The following is a 16,595-nucleotide window of genomic DNA, read 5'->3' as shown; positions in this document are numbered from 1 at the left end:
AAACCCTTCTTTTTTCAGTGCTTCCCCTTTCGGATCAGCCGTTCCTCCCTTGCGGAGTGGTGCAAAGATAGGAACTTTTATCCTTCACTTCCTAACCTTTTACGGAAATAGTTTACCGCGACACGGTAAAGAGCTAGAAATGTGGATGATAATTTTATCAAAGTGGACCATATCAGCTGCCCAGGTCGGTTTGATCAATCGCGGATTACCTTTTGGCATATTATTGATAGCATTCATACCGGCAGGCTGTTAGTTTGGCGGTGGTCATCACAGTGCCGGCCCCATCTCCTAGTAATGGATTACTTCTTTACTTCGTTACTGGTTCACTTCTTCACTATGTTACTTCTTTACTCCGTTACTGTCTTACTTCATTACTATGTTACTTCTTTACTGTGTCACTTCGTCACTTTATCTTATAAACCTTTCCAGGAGAACATATCCGAACCAAATAAACATCAAATTAACCATTAAGTGGGGCATATATCAGATATTAGGTAGGGTTTATAGGGGGTTAGTAGGGGTATACCCCTACTAACCCCCTATAAACCCCCTATTAACCCCCTACTAAATCTATATTAAATACGAAGTTGGTCTTTATTTGGTATGGAGTTTTAGTAGATCAATATACAGGTGCATTAACTCCTATATATAGCGTACAAAAAAATATAATGATTTTGCATTTTTCTTATCAAGAATACACCAATATGATGCAACATAACTATGCACAATTACTATTAACGATAAGGACTCCATCAAAGATGATAAATAAGAAGTCATTTAGATCTGATCAACGACTAAAATCAGTAGAATGAAATATCAATGCGGAGGTATAAAAATATAAGGATTTCTATTATTGCATATTTTACATAACTTTAAACTTGACTAAAGAAACTAACGTTGAAGGAAATTTTCAAAATATACCAAGTTGATGAAGCTGAGGCAAACCGCATCGCTGATAGTGAGAATAATATTCATCAGCATGATTTCGAAGAACTCATTATTGGTCTTGAAGGAAAATTAGAACATTTTATTGATTTCAAATCTGAAATTTATGCAGCACCTTTTATCAGTTTCGTAACCAAAGGAAAGACACATCGTGTGAAGCCGCACCTGACAGATGGAAAATGTTTATTTTGGGTTTTAAGATTCAAAAGTGAATTTATTCCCGAAACCACCTTTCAACTCTATAATCATTTCCATGACCATGCTACTTTTAGCATCAACTATTCTACTTCTTTTCAAAGGTTAATCCTTATTGCTCAAATGATCGCCGATGAGATGCAGGAAGGACAAAGTGATCTTGGAATTGTTAGGCAACTGTTAAGTACGTTGTTTACCATGATAGAATCAGCATACAGAAAACAATTTCCGGAAGGATTACCTACACTTTCCAACTCGAGTACTACTTTTAAAAATTTCTTAACTATTCTAGAAGAAAATTATCGTCGTCCCGAATCCGTTAATTTCTATGCAGAAAAACTTTTCATGAGTGCACGAGGACTGAATCTCATCTGTCATCAAATATTACAGCAAAGCGTTTCTGAAATTATTGAAACAAGGAAATTAATTGAAGCTAAAAATTTACTGATGAATACGGATAAAACCATATCGGAAATTGGTTTTGAATTAGGATACACCGATAAAGCCTATTTTGCAAATGTATTCAAGAGAAAGTCTAGTCAGACACCTAGTGAATTTAGAGCAGACATGAAAAGCATTATTTCCAAATAACACAACATTCTTTCCAAAAAACAATACCTCGCCCCTATCATACACCCGATATTTGTATTCAAGATCTAATCACTACAAATTAGCGAATAGGTATTAGGAGTAATATAATGAATAGAAAAAAATTTATAACCGCTATGGCTGCATTACCAGTAACAGGAGCTGCTTTGAAAGTAAGTTCCTTAAGAGAATTATCTCTAAACTTTGAGGCAACAGAAAAATTTCCAGTTTTATTCTTAGGTCATGGAAGTCCAATGAATGCCATTGAAGAAAATGAGTTTGTCGATGGTTTTAGAAACATCGGTAAGACATTAGAAAAACCAACAGCAATTCTCGTTATTTCAGCGCATTGGGAAACTCGCGGCACCTTTGTTACTGCTATGGAAAATCCCCCTACTATTCATGATTTTGGCGGATTTCCACAAGCATTATTCGATGTTCAATATCCTGCTCCGGGAAGCCCGGCTTTAGCTCAGGAAACCAAAAGGATTATTACCAAAACAGATGTACTGCTCGATAACAAATGGGGCCTCGATCACGGAGCCTGGTCAGTGGTCAAACATCTATACCCCGATGCAGCTGTTCCAGTTGTTCAAATGAGTATTGATTATACACAACCTGCATCATACCATTATGAACTCGCAAAGGAACTGGCTTCTTTACGTCACAAAGGAGTTTTAATAATCGGCAGCGGAAATATGGTTCATAATCTACGTATGGTCGCTTGGGATAAGCTAAACGAATCTGGTTTTGCATGGGAATGGGCACTGGAAGCAAAGGAAAAAATGAAGCAGTACATTATGGAAGGTAATCACCATGCATTAATTGATTTTAAGAATCAAGGAAAAGCATTTGATCTTGCCATCCCAACTCCAGAGCACTACCTTCCTTTGATTTATAGCTTAGCGTTAAAGGATAAACAAGATGATTTGTTCTTATTTAATGACAACTCTGTTGGAGGATCTCTAGCTATGACTTCCTTAAAAATTGGTTAATCATAAAAGATCTGTTAAGCATGAGGTGAATGTGAATTTTTAAAATCTCCACATATAAAAACAAAATCACTTATATTCGCTATAGATTCGACCTTGAGTATTTATGAACATACAAAAACCAACAATTTCAATTGAGTACTGTCCAAAATGCAACTGGATGTTACGAGCAGCCTATATGGCACAAGAACTACTAAGTACTTTTACAGAAGATGTTCATGGGGTTTTATTAATTCCAAGTGAAACTGCTGGAAAATATACCATATCCATTGATCAGCTTCCCTTATTTGACCGTAAAGATATGGGTAGATTTCCAGAAATTAAGGAATTGAAACAACTGATAAGGGATCACATTAAACCAGATAAGGATTTAGGGCACTCCGAGAGAAAATAAAAATTATTTTGTAATTTTACTGAAGTGTAAATTCAAAAGACAAATTTTTACATTTAAAATAATAAAGAATATGATGAAAAAACATCTCATAGGTCTCTTCGTAATTGCGGCTACATTTTCGGCTTGTAAAAATCAAACACAAAAAAACGAAAGTTCCAGTAAGGATAGTAGCGCAGTTACTGTTAAACAAGATAGCGTATCTTACGATGAACACTACACCAAAAACTCCGTTGATTGGGCAGGAACTTATGAAGGTACTCTTCCATGTGCAGATTGTACCGGTATCCATGTCATCTTAACTTTAAATATGGATGGAACATATGAAAAATCTGAAGAATATCTTGAAAAAGGCAAACCTTTCCAAGAAAAGGGGACTTTCACATGGACTCTAGATGGTGGTTCTATTATCTTAAAAGAGAAAGACGGTGAAAGTAAATATAAAATTGGGGAAGGAATGATGAAGAAATTAGATATAGAGGGAAAAGAAATCAAAGGAGAATTAGAAGAATTTTACAACTTTAAAAAAATAAAATAATACGGTACTACATGTAGTCAATATATTTAAACAAAGAAAGCTCCTGAAATTATCAGGAGCTTTCTTTGTTTGGTGCACGACCCTATTTTGCGTCTGGTAACAAAATAAACTCGAACATACGATCCTCTTTTAGATATTTATCCGCTACAGCTTTTACACTTTCTACGGAAACTTGACTGAGGTCATTCAATTTTCTCAAAATTTCAGTTACATCCTCCTGATTTTGGTATGATCCAGAAAGGTATCCAACCCAAAAACCATTATCTCGAAGTTGCAACTCCAACTGGCGTTTCTGTTCAATAACAAATTTCTCTATATCTTCCTTAACAGGTCCATTTTTCTTTATTTTAGCCACTTCATCAACAGCAGATTTTATCAAAACATCGACTTTATCGGGAGCAGTTCCAAAACCAATACCAAAACTATAGCGTCCACGAGGCAACTTGCCGTAATTAGCCGATGCACCAACACTATAAACTCCACTTTCCGCTTCACGTAGACGTTCTAATAATTTAATGGTCAAGATACTTTCCAATGCATCCATATTTATATTTTCATCTTCAGAATAGGTATAGTCTCCATAATAAGCTAACTGTACAGAAGCTTTATCTTCTTTACCTTTCTGCACGACAACACGTTTTCCTTTTGCAGGCTCGACTATGTCCAAGTCTTTATAAGACTCTTTACGACCCAATTTGGGTAGAGCAGCCAGATAGTTCTCCAGATAAGGTTTGATTTCGTCCTCAGTAAATGATCCTACAATGGTAAATGTAAAGTCTGAAGCATCCGCAAATCTATCTTTATAAATTTGAAAAGCACGATTTTTATCAATTGTCTTGATGAGATCTACCGTGGCATTTTTTCTTCTAACATTATCGCCGTAAAGTGTTTCTTTTACTTGATCAGAGAAAACATTGGATGGATTACTTTCCCGATTTTCTAAACTTCCTACAGAACGGGCGATAATACTTTGATATACGTCATCATCCAATCGTGGCTCAGTGAAATAACCATAAATCAATTCGAACGCATTTTTTAACCCCTCTTTATCAGAACTTCCATATAATCCTTCATATCGTTCCGAAATATAAGGTGTGATCCCAATATTTTTACCTGTCAGATATTTTTGCAATTCGACATTATTTAATTGACCAAGTCCACTTGCATCAACTAAGCCTGCCGCATTACTTGCTGAATAGTAATCCGCATCAGGATATAATGAAGAACCACCTTCACTAAAGGCTGAAATTCTTATTTCATCATTTTTGAAATTAGTCGGTTTCAAAATTACTTTAACGCCGTTACTTAACGTCAACTCCTTTGCTTGAATATCTTTTAGATCCTTCGTAGAAACAACAGTGCCTTTTACCGGCTCTTTAGACAATAAAGGCAATTTAGACACTTTATCCTCATAGGCTGTCAAGTTTTGGGCTTCCACATCCTTTATCCAAGTACCAATAATTTGTTCCGTCGGTAAAGTAGCCTTATCTTTCTCAGGCCCCATAATGATGATATCACGATTCAGGTCGGTGTAATATTTTGAAATCAATGCATTTACCTCCTTCAGTGTCAATGTTGGTAGAAGCTGTTTCGTAATTTTGTAGCTATCGTCGTTACTCAAAGCCGCATCATCTTTTAAAAAGTTACTCAAATAACGATTGACATAACTATCCGATTTCTTTTTACTTCTTTCCACATATGAGGTTTCATTACCCTTATTCATGGCTATAATCGCTCTATCCAATTCAGATTGAGTAAATCCAAACTTTTGAATGCGCTCAAACTCGGTCATCATCTTCTTAAAACCAAGTTCCAGCTGATTTGGCTTTGGTACTACCATGAGAGAAAACACATCTAATCCGGCAATGAAATCAGAAATACTACCCCCAGCTTGCATAAATGGAGCATCTGCTTGTTGCATAATTTCTGAAAAACGCTCACTGACCATCGTATTGAATGAGGAAATCAGCAACTGATTTCTATAATCCTTTACCGTTACAGTTTTCTCTGATTTACTTTTAATCATGATTTGAGCAACCGTGTACGGTAGTTCAGGATCTGTGATTGCAATAAATTGATTTTTATTCAATAAATCAACATGGTATTTGGTACGATCCATTTTTTTAGCAGGCATCTTTAAATCAGAAAACAAAGCTTTCACGCGCGTTTCCATATCTTTAACATCGATATCACCCACAATGATGATCGACTGCAAATCTGGCCTGTACCAGTCTTGGTGGAATTGACGGATAGTCTCCGGTTTAAAAGTTGTAATGATTTTTTCTGTACCGATTGGAATGCGCTTGGAATAGCGTGAACCATTTAAAACAATCGGAAAATATTGATCCTGCAAACGTTGACCTACTCCTCTTCCGCCACGCATTTCTTGCATGACAATACCACGTTCTTTGTCAATTTCATCGTCAGACAATAGAGCATCCTGTGCCCAATCGCGCATCACCTGTAAACCGTTTTTCAAGAGTTCTGGATCGTCAGATGGAATTGGTAATTGGTATACTGTTTCATCAAAACCGGTATAAGCATTTAAATCAGAACCAAAACGAACGCCTGCTTTTTGCAAGTAATTGACTAATTCATTTTTTGGAAAATGCTTCAGTCCATTGAAGTTCATGTGCTCTAAAAAGTGTGCAAGACCTAACTGTTCATCTGTTTCTAAAATTGAACCTACTTTATTAGCCAAATACATGGTTACCCTTTTTTCAGGCTCCACATTTCGACGGATATAATAAGTAAAACCGTTTTTCAGTTTACCTTTAACGACTTCATTGTCAAATGGAAGATTTTGATTCCAGCTGACGGTGTCTTGTGCTAAAATTGCTCGCGCTTCAGCACGGAATGCTGTTGCCGCTGTACTTGGGGTCGTACAATAGATGGCTGGCAACAAAAATGTTAGTGCAATTGGTTTAATAAATCTCATGTTTTTGATTTACCTTAAGTTTTTAATTTAGTTTGTTTTATAAAATTAATGTTCGAAAGTACAATTAATCTGTTGTATTTTTGTTACAATGATAGAAGAAAATAATTGGGTGCATTTTAAAAGAGATTTTGCACGTTTTTTGAAATTTGAGCGTGGTCTTTCCGACAATTCTATTGAAGCGTATCTCCATGATGTTTCCAAATTGGAAGTATATAGTGAGGAAAATAAACTGACGCTCCAGCAAATTACAAGTAAAGATATACAGCGTTTTTTGATCTGGATAAATGGGTTTGGTATTTCCCCGTTTACGCAGTCACGCCTTTTATCCGGGCTCAAAACTTTTTATAATTTCCTGCTCTTGGAATACGATTGGGAAAGTAATCCCGTCGAATTGATCCAAGCTCCTCGCATCGCCAGAAAAATACCGAGCGTACTGAACATCCAAGAAATTGATCAACTGATCCATGCGATCGATTTATCAACTCCCGAAGGTATGCGCAATAAGACTATCCTAGAAGTACTCTATGGCTGTGGTCTTCGTGTATCTGAATTAGTAAGTCTTAAACTATCCAACTTGTACCTGGATATCGAATTTATCAAGGTGGAAGGAAAAGGAAATAAAGAACGTTTAATACCCATTGGACGTCAAGCGATAAAATATTTAAAAATTTATATGAACGAGATAAGGCCCCATATCAAAGTCAAATTAGGTCAGGAAGATTTTGTTTTTTTAAATAAACGTGGTGCAGCTCTATCCCGTGTGATGGTTTTCATCTTCATCAAGGATCTCGCTTCAAAAATTGGTCTTCAAAAAAATATAAGTCCGCATACCTTTCGTCATAGTTTTGCTTCACATCTGGTCGAAGGTGGCGCAGATCTTCGCGCAGTACAGGATATGCTCGGACATGAAAGTATAACGACGACAGAAATATACACCCATATCGACCGCGACTATTTGCAAAGTGTCATTACGCAATATCATCCCCGTTCGTAAAGATACACATTGATTAACTGTACCAAGTTCCATTTTAGCACTTATAGCCAGAGTTACAAGCTACTCTATATAGGATAAGAGGCCCCAAGTAACTCAAAAATATCTTCAAAGCAGTAAAGTCTAAGGTCAGCTTAATCCTTGATTAAATATAACCACTACTTCAGAATGATACTTATTCTTATGGTTATACATATTGTTTTTCAATAATATTATATGTTTTGGAAAATTAACACAACAATGTTGCATTATAATTTTTAAATAATGCAACATTGTTGTATTTTTGACCCGTGATTAAATCAAGCATAACAAAACAACTCGGCATTATTGCTATAATGGTACCCGCATTCCTTAGCGTATGCACTACTAATCCTTTATTTGCTCAACAGAGACAAATAAGTGGAAAGGTAATCGATATGGACAACACAGCTCCCATTCATGGCGCAAATATACACTATGAAGGACATAGGAAGACGGTAACCACTAATTTTTCAGGTGAATTTAAATTTAACCCAGAGCGTAGTTTACCATTTAAGTTAGTGACTTCATTAGTTGGCTATGAGAATGACACCACTTATGTAAAAAACGATCAACCGATCACGATACGTTTAAAAAGAGATATTAAAAAACTTGCTGAAACTCAAGTTTACGGTCACCAAACTGGGGCTAAAACACAAGTTGCACAGCAGGTAAATGCATTGTCTTTATCCGAAAACCGAAATCGATCTTTAGCGGAGGTCTTAAAAACCATTTCTGGTGTGCAGCTGCTACAGACAGGTTCTACCATCAGCAAGCCCATTATTAATGGGCTTTATGGAAATCGTTTAGCCATATTGAATGACGGGATGAAATTAGAAAGTCAACAATGGGGAAATGACCATGCACCAGAAATTGATGTCTACGCAGCGCATTCCATTACAGTCGTCAAAGGTGCTGAAAGTCTTCGATATGGAGGAGAAGCTTTAGGTGGTGCTGTTTTACTGTCATCCAAACCATGGAATAGAGTGGATAGCCTGAGAGGACAAATCAGTCTCAATGGATTTACGAATGGTAAAGGTATGCAGGGAGCTTTGAATTTGGAAGGAAATTCCCCTGTTGCAGGTTTAAAATGGAGCCTAAATGGAAACTATACCAAAAGTGGGAATAGAAAAACTCCAGATTATTATCTCAATAATACGGGTCAACGTATTTACAACTTAAATGCAGCTATTGATTATCAATATAAGAATGCCAATTTTGAGATTTCTTATAAGCAATATCATAATGAGGCAGGTATATTATCCTCGACGCATATCGGAGATTTAGCTTCGTTTCAAGAGCGTCTTGCTTACGGACGACCTTATCCTAGTGAAGTATTTGGATTTTCATACGATATCGAAGCGCCTCGTCAAGAGGTCAAACATGATGTGCTTCAATTGGCCTATAACCAACAATTGAGCAGTGACAAAACATTATCTGTCAAATATGCATTCCAAAACAACCACCGCCAGGAATACGATAAAAGAAGAGCGGGCCGCAGTGCTACTCCTAGCATGGATATGATTTTACGTTCCCATGCGCTAGATGTATCCTACACAGTGGAAGGTATCGATCAAAAAATCATTACTGGATTGCAAGCACAGACACAGGTCAATAACAATGTTGTCGGTACATTCAACACCCCCTTAATTCCTAATTATAATGCCATTAATATCGGAGCATATGGTATCTACCAATGGCAAAGAAATAGATTTGCTTATGAATTGGGGGCTCGTTATGATTTCAAAAACTTTGATGCTGCCGGATATGATTTCTATGGAAAGGCTTATGGAGGAGATAATCAATTCCACAACCTATCGACCAATTTAGGTGCATCCTATTCTATCGATAATCACATGATTTTAAAATCGAATTTAGGACTGGCTTGGAGAGCACCTTCTGCACAAGAATTATATAGTCAAAATATACATCAAAGTACAGCACGTTATGAAAGAGGTGACGCTGCTTTAAAAGCAGAAAAAGGTTTAAAATGGATCACCAGTTTAAACATTCATGAAAAGAAAAATTTCTTAAATATCGATGTATATGCCAATTTCATTAATCATTACATCTATGTAAAACCAACTACTGAGTATGTACAAAATCTTGCTGGTACCTTCCCAATTTGGCAATACAGCCAAAATAATGCGTTACTAACTGGAATAGACATCCAAGGACGATATGCTATAAGAGAACATCTAGAATATAGTGCAAATTCTTCTTTCATCTATGCCCGAAATTTAGATGATCATAATTATTTACCCCTTATTCCTCCGCTTTCTTATACACATGAAATAGCCTTTTTGACAAAAGGAAATAACCGTTGGATGAAAGATGTAAAATTTGCATTGGGACAAGAGATCTATGCAAAACAATTTATGTCTACTGCAAGTATAGAAATGGCTCCTCCTCCACCGGCATATCAATTAATAAATGGGTCAATAAGCGTTGGATCTCTCATAGGAAATAACAAATTACAGACACGCTTACTAGTCGAAAACTTATTGAACAGCACATACAAATCTTACACTGATCTATTCCGTTATTATAGTCATGGTGTAGGACGAAATATACAACTGACAATCAATTACACATTTTAATATAAATATCATGAAAAAAATCATTAACAGCAGCAAATTAATCTTAGTCGCAGCCGTACTCCTATTCAACTCGTGTAAAAAAGATGATCCTGTTCACGAACATGACAATGAGGAAATGAAAACAATGACGTTAACATTTACTGAAAAAACTACCAATGCCAAAGTGGAAGTGATCATCGACGCTACCGATTCGAAAACACAGTCGTTAAACTTAAAAAAGGGCAACTATGATTTAGATATTAAATTAAAAGATTTTGATGGACATGAGGTACAACAGGAAATTTCTGACGATGCCGATGAACATCAGTTTTTCTTCGTAGGTCCTACTCAAGAACAGATCAGCTTTACTTATTTGGATAAACAAGTCGGCTTAAAAAGCAATTGGAAAGTATTGCAGACAGCGAGCAATATTCCGATGAAAATTGTCTTGATGCATGGTTTACGTAAATCTGCTGTCACGAATGCAGATTGGAACAATCAGAACTATCAAAGCCTTGGAGGCGGTACTCCAGATATCGCTGTAAACTTAACTTTAAATCTTATTGACTAAAGATGAGGGCGTTGGCAATAGATTGCAATTAGCTATTTTCATTTTTCATGAAATAGTATATCTTTGCTAGCATGTCCCTGTAGTTTAATGGATAAAATTGCAGATTCCGGTTCTGTTGATATGGGTTCGACTCCCTTCGGGGACACAAAAAGCAGCGTTTAATCACAATTAAACGCTGCTTTTATTTTATACGATCCATCATTCTACTGCTTTCTTTTCTAAATAGTATACCGCGCCATTTTCCGATTTACCCCTCATTGACCACGGTCAATAGTTATCGTTTTATAAATTCCAATCCAAAACATAATCTGGTAAAGCATTTTTGTATGGCATATGAGCATATATTTTCAAAAGAAACTGAGTACATCAAAGTGCGTATGTAAAAAGAATACTAACTCATCCAGATACATAAAAGAGAATTTGCAGTTATATAGTTGTATTTAAAATACGTTATCGTTAAGTTTGAAAAAAACTAGGCTACTATTTTTTAATGTATAGCAATAGCCAAAATCCATAAAACTAGTGGAAAATTATAGTATGACAAAAGATATCAGTTGAACATGATATTCAGCATATTTCGGATTGTAAAAGATCAAAATCATATTGAAATTTGTGTATAAATTAAAATGAAATGGAAACACAGGCAAATATCAATTACAATCGGATCGCCTCGGCAATCGAATATATACAACATCATTTTAAGGAACAACCTAATCTGGATGAGGTCGCTGAACAGATTCATTTAAGTCCATCACATTTTCAACGCCTATTTACGGATTGGGCAGGTACCAGTCCCAAAAAGTTTTTACAATATATCAGCATTCAGTATGCTAAAAAATTACTGAATGAAAACAAGGGGCTTACTCTATTTGATACCGCATACGAGACAGGTCTTTCAAGTACAAGCCGTTTACATGATTTATTTATCAATATTGAAGGTATGAGTCCTGCTGAGTATAAAAATGAGGGCCAATTTCTACATATTAATTATCGCTTTGCAGATAGTCCATTTGGTAAAATCATCGTTGCATCGACGACAAAAGGTGTGTGTTATATAGCATTTGAAAATAATGAAACAAAAGCTTTTCAAGATCTACAGGCTAAATTTCCCAAAGCTGTATTTAATCACCAGGAAGATGAGCTGCAGCAAAATGCTCTTTATATTTTTCAAAATGATTGGTCTACGCTATCGGAAGTTAAACTGCACCTAAAAGGAAGTGATTTTCAGTTGAAGGTCTGGGAAAGTTTATTGAAAATCCCTATGGGTAAACTGACGACTTACGGTACCATTGCCAAACAGATCGGAAATCCGAAAGCGGCACGTGCAGTTGGAACTGCAATTGGAAGTAATCCCGTTGCTTTCCTTATACCCTGTCACCGCATCATCCAATCATCTGGTATTACTGGTGGATACATGTGGGGACCTACCCGCAAGACTGCTATTATCGGTTGGGAAAGTGCTCGAACAGAAGATCAATGGTAAAGATCCAGTTTGCACATCGTCTTTTATAAGGGTGCAAACTTAACATAAATAAAAAAATAGCATAAATTAACGATATGGAATTATTCGATTACCCTGTTAATAGCTCAAAAAATTGGCTTCCAAAAGATGGTACTGTACATTATTATGGTCCAATCATGGATATGGAAACTGCCAATCGCTATTATGAAAAATTATTAGCTGCTATCGAATGGCGCCATGATGAGGCTGTTATTTTTGGTAAACATATAGTGACCAAAAGAAAAGTTGCATGGTACGGGGAAAAACCCTTTGAATACACCTATTCGAATACAACAAAGCGCGCACTACCGTGGTCAAAAGAGTTGTTGGAATTGAAAGTTTTAATTGAAAAAATGACTGGAGAGACTTTTAACTCTTGCTTGCTCAATCTCTATCATAACGGGGATGAAGGTATGGCCTGGCATAGTGATGGCGAAAAAGATCTAATGAAAAATGGGGCTATCGGCTCCTTAAGCTTTGGTGCCGTGCGTAAATTTGCTTTTAAACATAAACAAACGAAAGAGCATGTCGGATTGACCTTAGAACATGGTAGCTTGCTGGTGATGAAAGACGAAACTCAATCCCATTGGCTACATCGGCTTCCTCCAACAAAAAAGATCCATGCCCCGAGGATTAACCTTACTTTCAGAACTATTATGGAACAAAAATAAACGGTGCACACCATGCCTTAATATTTTCTCGTATTTTTGCTTCTCTTAGCTGTGCAGTACTCAGGTTTGAAGATATACACATCCTATCATGCGTCAAAAAAATAAGTCCATCCCTATAAAAACAATGACTGCTGAATTCAGTTCGGGAATCAGTATGGGCAAAGCGCACTTTGATGAACAGGATATCATGAATCTGGATGACGTCAGACGATCACACCGTGATAACTACCATTCGTTTTTCTTGTTAGAAAATGGAACTACTGAAATCGAAATAGATTTTCAACAATATACTGTAAAGCCTTTTTCTATTCTATATATACATCCACATCAGGTACATCGTATTGTTGCTCTGGCAAGTGTGAGCGGTAGTTTTTTGAGGATCAATAGTGAACATATAAATCCGGAATACCTCCATTTGTTAGAAGAGCTGGCTCCCCTCAAACCTCTAATGGTTGAAGAAGATATCTTTTCTATCCTAGCCAACAGTGCATCGCTATGCCTTACCCTATCTGCACGAAAAAATCAGCAATTGTATCACGCCTTATTAAAAGACAGCTGCAATACATTGATTGGACTTCTCACTTCACTGTACCTAGAAGGCGCCACACCTGTTGACAAGCTTTCTCGATCAGAGATCATTACTAAAGCTTTCAAATCTGCACTACAGCGAGACTTTGTATCGATAAAGCAGCCTTCTGCTTATGCTTTGACCCTCAATATCTCAACCTCTTATTTGAATGAATGTGTAAAAGACACTACTGGCCAGCCGGTATCCTATCATATTCAACAGCGCATTATTTTAGAAGCCAAGCGACTGCTTTACCATTCTGACCAATCGGTAAAAGAAATTGCTGACACGTTGGGTTTCGAGGATTATGCCTACTTCTCCAGACTTTTCTCGAAGGCAACTGGAATGTCAGCCCTATCCTTTAGGAATAAAAACCGCGATTAGTCCAATACACTCTTTCTTTACTCCATTGTTTAGACTGTAAATTCGATGTTCCTTTGTAATGAACTAAAAAGGAATACCATGATATCAACAATACCCAAATGGGCAGGAGAACTATTAGAAAGTGTCGTCGGACAGCGCGCTGAAGTCATCCACGCCACTTACCTTAGCCCGTATCTTAAAAAAGTACGCTTCCGGAGTAATATTGCTCATATGAATTTTCAGATAGGCTATGCCAGCGTCATACGTGTCAACGATATCGAATACCGGAATTACACCATTGCCTATCACGATATCCGTACGGGCATTCTGGATATTATATTCCATCTTCACGACAATGGTCCCGGTAGCCAATACGCCCATAGCTTGAACATAGGTGATCAACTTTATATCAGTAGCCCAAGAGGACGTAAGGTATATCAGCAGAAGATCAAACATCAGTTTTTTTTTGGAGATGAAACATCGCTCGGGTTAGCCTGCTCTTTACTTCCTATGCTAAAGCAAAACAAACATTTATTTCAATTTTATCTGGAATTGGACGATGAAAATAAAGAGGTTCCAGCATTATTAGGCTTGGAAAACTACCAGATATTTCCAAAAGATGGGTCCTTCTCGCAAGAGAAATGGATAGCTGATCTTCCCCTATTCTATGATGAGACATGGCTAGATGCCAGTTATATACTGGTCGGCAATGTCATTTCTATCCAGACGTTTCGAAAAGTTCTTAAAAACAAAGGCGCGAAACGTATATCGGCACAGGGCTATTGGTTGCAAGGAAAGAAAGGACTATAACAGATTATATTTAAAAAACTAAAACAACGAGCCATATGATTTATGTATTTAAGACATCAGTTGAAACTGAAAAAGATATTCTTGACTTAGCATACGATCTTACTGCATACTGTACCCCCGGTAAATGGAATTTCGACTTACAGGATTGCGATCGTATCTTACGTATTGATACGCAAAAGAAAAATGCAGCGTCCATCATCTCACTCTTGCAGAATAAGGGTTTTAACTGTGAAGAGTTACCCTACTAGTCCCTTGACAATAGGCAATCATAAATTCCATATCCCGGATATTGATCTGATTATTTGATCATGATCAGATCAATCTTATTTTGTGCTGTCCCAACTTAAAAAAAAACAGAAAGTGCATGAACAATACCAGGATTCAAACGATCCCCATAAGGGATCAACAGTTAAGATATGGGGATAAAAATTGTTTTTCACTACGTCCTATCCCTATAAGGATGATGTAAATGAGATATCATGCATATAAATATGATAAATCTGAGTAATTTTGTTATTGTAGTTGCAAACAGAAGCTCTTATATAGCTATTGGCTTATAAGGCTTCAAATTTAGCGCTTACATACATAAAGTGATATTTTGGAACAAGGGTATAGAGATATTCTGAATATTTTAATAGGTAAGGAAGTAACAAAAAATATGAATCTTTTAATTCAACAACTAAAAAAATATGGAGCAATTCATGATGATCTTGAGCAAGAACTGTTAAGTAGAACTAAATTCATGACCAAACAGAAGGGGGATTTTTTTCTTAAACAAGGTCAGGTTGTATCCAATATGTTTGTTATCGAAAACGGACTTGTTCGTGCATTTTACAATAAAGAAGGTCGAGAAATTAATGTTTGGTTTGGTATTGAAAATACCATATTAGGTTCGGTGATTCCACTTTTCTTTAATCTTCCCTCCCAAGAAAGTATTCAGTTTTTAGAAAATTCTTCCATTTACTACATCTCAAGAGAAGATATGAATGAGCTGTACCAAAAGTACCATCAGATGGAAACCATTGGTAGAAAATTAGCGGAAGAATATTGTAAAATATTAGAGGAGCGTGCCATTTCACTACAGACAGAATCTGCGGAGGAGCGTTACAACACGTTGTTGAAGAATGAAACCGAAGCCTCTTTACGGATTTCTTTGGGACATATCGCCTCCTACTTGGGCATTACGCAGGAAACATTAAGTCGTATTCGAAAAAAATAATTACGTACTATCAGGTACTTGATAACTGAATTTGATCTATATCAAAAAAACTCGTCTCAATCTAACGTTACTTTGTATGATTATTAAATCATATATAAAATATCATGAAATATTTATTTTTAGGGCTGTCGATTGTATTTGAATTAACGGGCAGCAGCTTTTTGAAAGCATCTAACGGTTTTACAAAGCTAATTCCTTCCATTATCACGGTTATTGCTTTTATTGCATGTTTCTATTTCCTCTCCTTGGCGCTTAAGTCTATACCGCTCAGTATTGCTTATGCCATCTGGGGTGGTATTGGTATTGTGCTGACAACTGTTATCTCTGTTGTTGTTTTTAAACATACACTAGATTTGCCAGCGGTGATTGGTATTATCTTGATTGTTTCGGGAGTAGTGGTGATGAATGTATTTTCAAATTCTACAGCTCACTAATATTCATCCAGCCTACCGTAACGTGTGATATTATTTTTTATCCATATATTTCAAGTGCCATTTCTATCGATTACCTAGTTCTATTGATCAGCAATATGGATTCTTCAATCGGTTGTCAGTCATCTAAATATTTTTATAGGTCTGCAGCAACATAGATTATTAAGAATGTTGATCCCTAAAGTTATCAATCTAACTGTTGAACATTTCAATAAATGGGGTAGCAGTACGAAAGAGGTCCTTATTAATATCAATTAATAAGGACCTAATCAATAAAATAAGATAA

The 16,595-nt window shown here is 36.4% G+C and carries 15 protein-coding genes and 1 tRNA gene; 15 read left to right on the top strand and 1 reads right to left on the bottom strand.

Annotated features, from left to right (window positions below; genetic code table 11):
* From C8N37_RS22915 to C8N37_RS11625, 5 genes are all read left to right on the top strand, one after another.
* Nucleotides 1–253: hypothetical protein (locus C8N37_RS22915; RefSeq protein ID WP_211322238.1), on the top strand; the 253-nt coding region annotated here is incomplete at its 5' end.
* Nucleotides 254–897: 644 nt separating this feature from the next.
* On the top strand, nucleotides 898–1,731 hold the full coding sequence (locus tag C8N37_RS11640; RefSeq protein WP_108159034.1) for a helix-turn-helix transcriptional regulator: 834 nt from the start codon (nucleotides 898–900) through the stop codon (nucleotides 1,729–1,731).
* Between the two features lie 107 nt (nucleotides 1,732–1,838).
* Nucleotides 1,839–2,723, top strand: coding sequence for a 4,5-DOPA-extradiol-dioxygenase (gene ygiD / locus C8N37_RS11635; RefSeq protein WP_186812822.1), 885 nt, complete (start codon nucleotides 1,839–1,841; stop codon nucleotides 2,721–2,723).
* 103 nt (nucleotides 2,724–2,826) lie between these two features.
* Nucleotides 2,827–3,114 carry a SelT/SelW/SelH family protein gene (locus tag C8N37_RS11630; RefSeq protein WP_108159033.1) on the top strand — a complete coding sequence of 96 codons (288 nt, stop codon included), beginning with the start codon at nucleotides 2,827–2,829 and terminating at the stop codon, nucleotides 3,112–3,114.
* A 70-nt stretch (nucleotides 3,115–3,184) separates the two neighbouring features.
* Complete coding sequence (locus tag C8N37_RS11625; RefSeq protein ID WP_108159032.1) at nucleotides 3,185–3,649, top strand: copper resistance protein NlpE; 465 nt, start codon at nucleotides 3,185–3,187, stop codon at nucleotides 3,647–3,649.
* 82 nt (nucleotides 3,650–3,731) lie between these two features.
* Here C8N37_RS11625 and C8N37_RS11620 read toward each other — a convergent pair whose 3' ends face one another.
* The gene (locus C8N37_RS11620) at nucleotides 3,732–6,587 is read right to left on the bottom strand and encodes a M16 family metallopeptidase (protein ID WP_108159031.1); all 2,856 of its coding nucleotides are present in this window, start codon (nucleotides 6,585–6,587) and stop codon (nucleotides 3,732–3,734) included.
* A gap of 88 nt (nucleotides 6,588–6,675) precedes the next feature.
* Between C8N37_RS11620 and xerD the strand changes: the two genes are divergently transcribed.
* From xerD to C8N37_RS11565, 10 genes are all read left to right on the top strand, one after another.
* Nucleotides 6,676–7,581 (top strand): site-specific tyrosine recombinase XerD, encoded by a 906-nt coding sequence (gene xerD, locus C8N37_RS11615; RefSeq protein WP_108159030.1) that lies wholly within the window; start codon nucleotides 6,676–6,678, stop codon nucleotides 7,579–7,581.
* 332 nt (nucleotides 7,582–7,913) lie between these two features.
* Nucleotides 7,914–10,196, top strand: coding sequence for a TonB-dependent receptor (locus tag C8N37_RS11610; protein ID WP_108159029.1), 2,283 nt, complete (start codon nucleotides 7,914–7,916; stop codon nucleotides 10,194–10,196).
* 10 nt (nucleotides 10,197–10,206) lie between these two features.
* Complete coding sequence (locus C8N37_RS11605) at nucleotides 10,207–10,746, top strand: hypothetical protein (RefSeq protein WP_108159028.1); 540 nt, start codon at nucleotides 10,207–10,209, stop codon at nucleotides 10,744–10,746.
* A 73-nt stretch (nucleotides 10,747–10,819) separates the two neighbouring features.
* Nucleotides 10,820–10,891: transfer RNA gene (locus tag C8N37_RS11600), tRNA-Arg, on the top strand.
* A 486-nt stretch (nucleotides 10,892–11,377) separates the two neighbouring features.
* A complete protein-coding gene (locus C8N37_RS11595) occupies nucleotides 11,378–12,229 on the top strand; it encodes a methylated-DNA--[protein]-cysteine S-methyltransferase (RefSeq protein ID WP_108159027.1) in 852 nt (283 codons plus the stop codon).
* Between the two features lie 74 nt (nucleotides 12,230–12,303).
* Nucleotides 12,304–12,918, top strand: coding sequence for an alpha-ketoglutarate-dependent dioxygenase AlkB family protein (locus tag C8N37_RS11590; protein ID WP_108159026.1), 615 nt, complete (start codon nucleotides 12,304–12,306; stop codon nucleotides 12,916–12,918).
* A gap of 88 nt (nucleotides 12,919–13,006) precedes the next feature.
* Nucleotides 13,007–13,870, top strand: coding sequence for a helix-turn-helix domain-containing protein (locus C8N37_RS11585; protein ID WP_108159025.1), 864 nt, complete (start codon nucleotides 13,007–13,009; stop codon nucleotides 13,868–13,870).
* 78 nt (nucleotides 13,871–13,948) lie between these two features.
* Complete coding sequence (locus tag C8N37_RS11580; RefSeq protein ID WP_170114515.1) at nucleotides 13,949–14,659, top strand: siderophore-interacting protein; 711 nt, start codon at nucleotides 13,949–13,951, stop codon at nucleotides 14,657–14,659.
* Between the two features lie 658 nt (nucleotides 14,660–15,317).
* Nucleotides 15,318–15,878, top strand: a complete 561-nt coding sequence (locus C8N37_RS11570; protein ID WP_108159022.1) for a Crp/Fnr family transcriptional regulator — start codon at nucleotides 15,318–15,320, stop codon at nucleotides 15,876–15,878.
* 104 nt (nucleotides 15,879–15,982) lie between these two features.
* Nucleotides 15,983–16,312, top strand: coding sequence for a DMT family transporter (locus tag C8N37_RS11565; RefSeq protein ID WP_108159021.1), 330 nt, complete (start codon nucleotides 15,983–15,985; stop codon nucleotides 16,310–16,312).
* The last annotated feature ends 283 nt before the right edge of the window (nucleotides 16,313–16,595 follow it).

Origin of the sequence: Sphingobacterium faecium, assembly GCF_003054045.1 — a bacterium.
GTDB classification, from domain to species: Bacteria; Bacteroidota; Bacteroidia; order Sphingobacteriales; family Sphingobacteriaceae; genus Sphingobacterium; species Sphingobacterium faecium.
This window is presented reverse-complemented; position numbering and strand designations above follow the sequence as displayed.

What these genes read in the sequence shown, in the direction of transcription:
- ygiD (WP_186812822.1), top strand. Translation starts at nt 1,839, where the DNA reads ATGAATAGAAAAAAATTTATAACCGCTATGGCTGCATTACCAGTAACA.
- C8N37_RS11630 (WP_108159033.1), top strand. Translation starts at nt 2,827, where the DNA reads ATGAACATACAAAAACCAACAATTTCAATTGAGTACTGTCCAAAATGC.
- C8N37_RS11625 (WP_108159032.1), top strand. Translation starts at nt 3,185, where the DNA reads ATGATGAAAAAACATCTCATAGGTCTCTTCGTAATTGCGGCTACATTT.
- C8N37_RS11620 (WP_108159031.1), bottom strand. Translation starts at nt 6,587, where the DNA reads ATGAGATTTATTAAACCAATTGCACTAACATTTTTGTTGCCAGCCATC.
- xerD (WP_108159030.1), top strand. Translation starts at nt 6,676, where the DNA reads ATGATAGAAGAAAATAATTGGGTGCATTTTAAAAGAGATTTTGCACGT.
- C8N37_RS11610 (WP_108159029.1), top strand. Translation starts at nt 7,914, where the DNA reads ATGGTACCCGCATTCCTTAGCGTATGCACTACTAATCCTTTATTTGCT.
- C8N37_RS11605 (WP_108159028.1), top strand. Translation starts at nt 10,207, where the DNA reads ATGAAAAAAATCATTAACAGCAGCAAATTAATCTTAGTCGCAGCCGTA.
- C8N37_RS11595 (WP_108159027.1), top strand. Translation starts at nt 11,378, where the DNA reads ATGGAAACACAGGCAAATATCAATTACAATCGGATCGCCTCGGCAATC.
- C8N37_RS11590 (WP_108159026.1), top strand. Translation starts at nt 12,304, where the DNA reads ATGGAATTATTCGATTACCCTGTTAATAGCTCAAAAAATTGGCTTCCA.
- C8N37_RS11585 (WP_108159025.1), top strand. Translation starts at nt 13,007, where the DNA reads ATGCGTCAAAAAAATAAGTCCATCCCTATAAAAACAATGACTGCTGAA.
- C8N37_RS11580 (WP_170114515.1), top strand. Translation starts at nt 13,949, where the DNA reads ATGATATCAACAATACCCAAATGGGCAGGAGAACTATTAGAAAGTGTC.
- C8N37_RS11570 (WP_108159022.1), top strand. Translation starts at nt 15,318, where the DNA reads ATGAATCTTTTAATTCAACAACTAAAAAAATATGGAGCAATTCATGAT.
- C8N37_RS11565 (WP_108159021.1), top strand. Translation starts at nt 15,983, where the DNA reads ATGAAATATTTATTTTTAGGGCTGTCGATTGTATTTGAATTAACGGGC.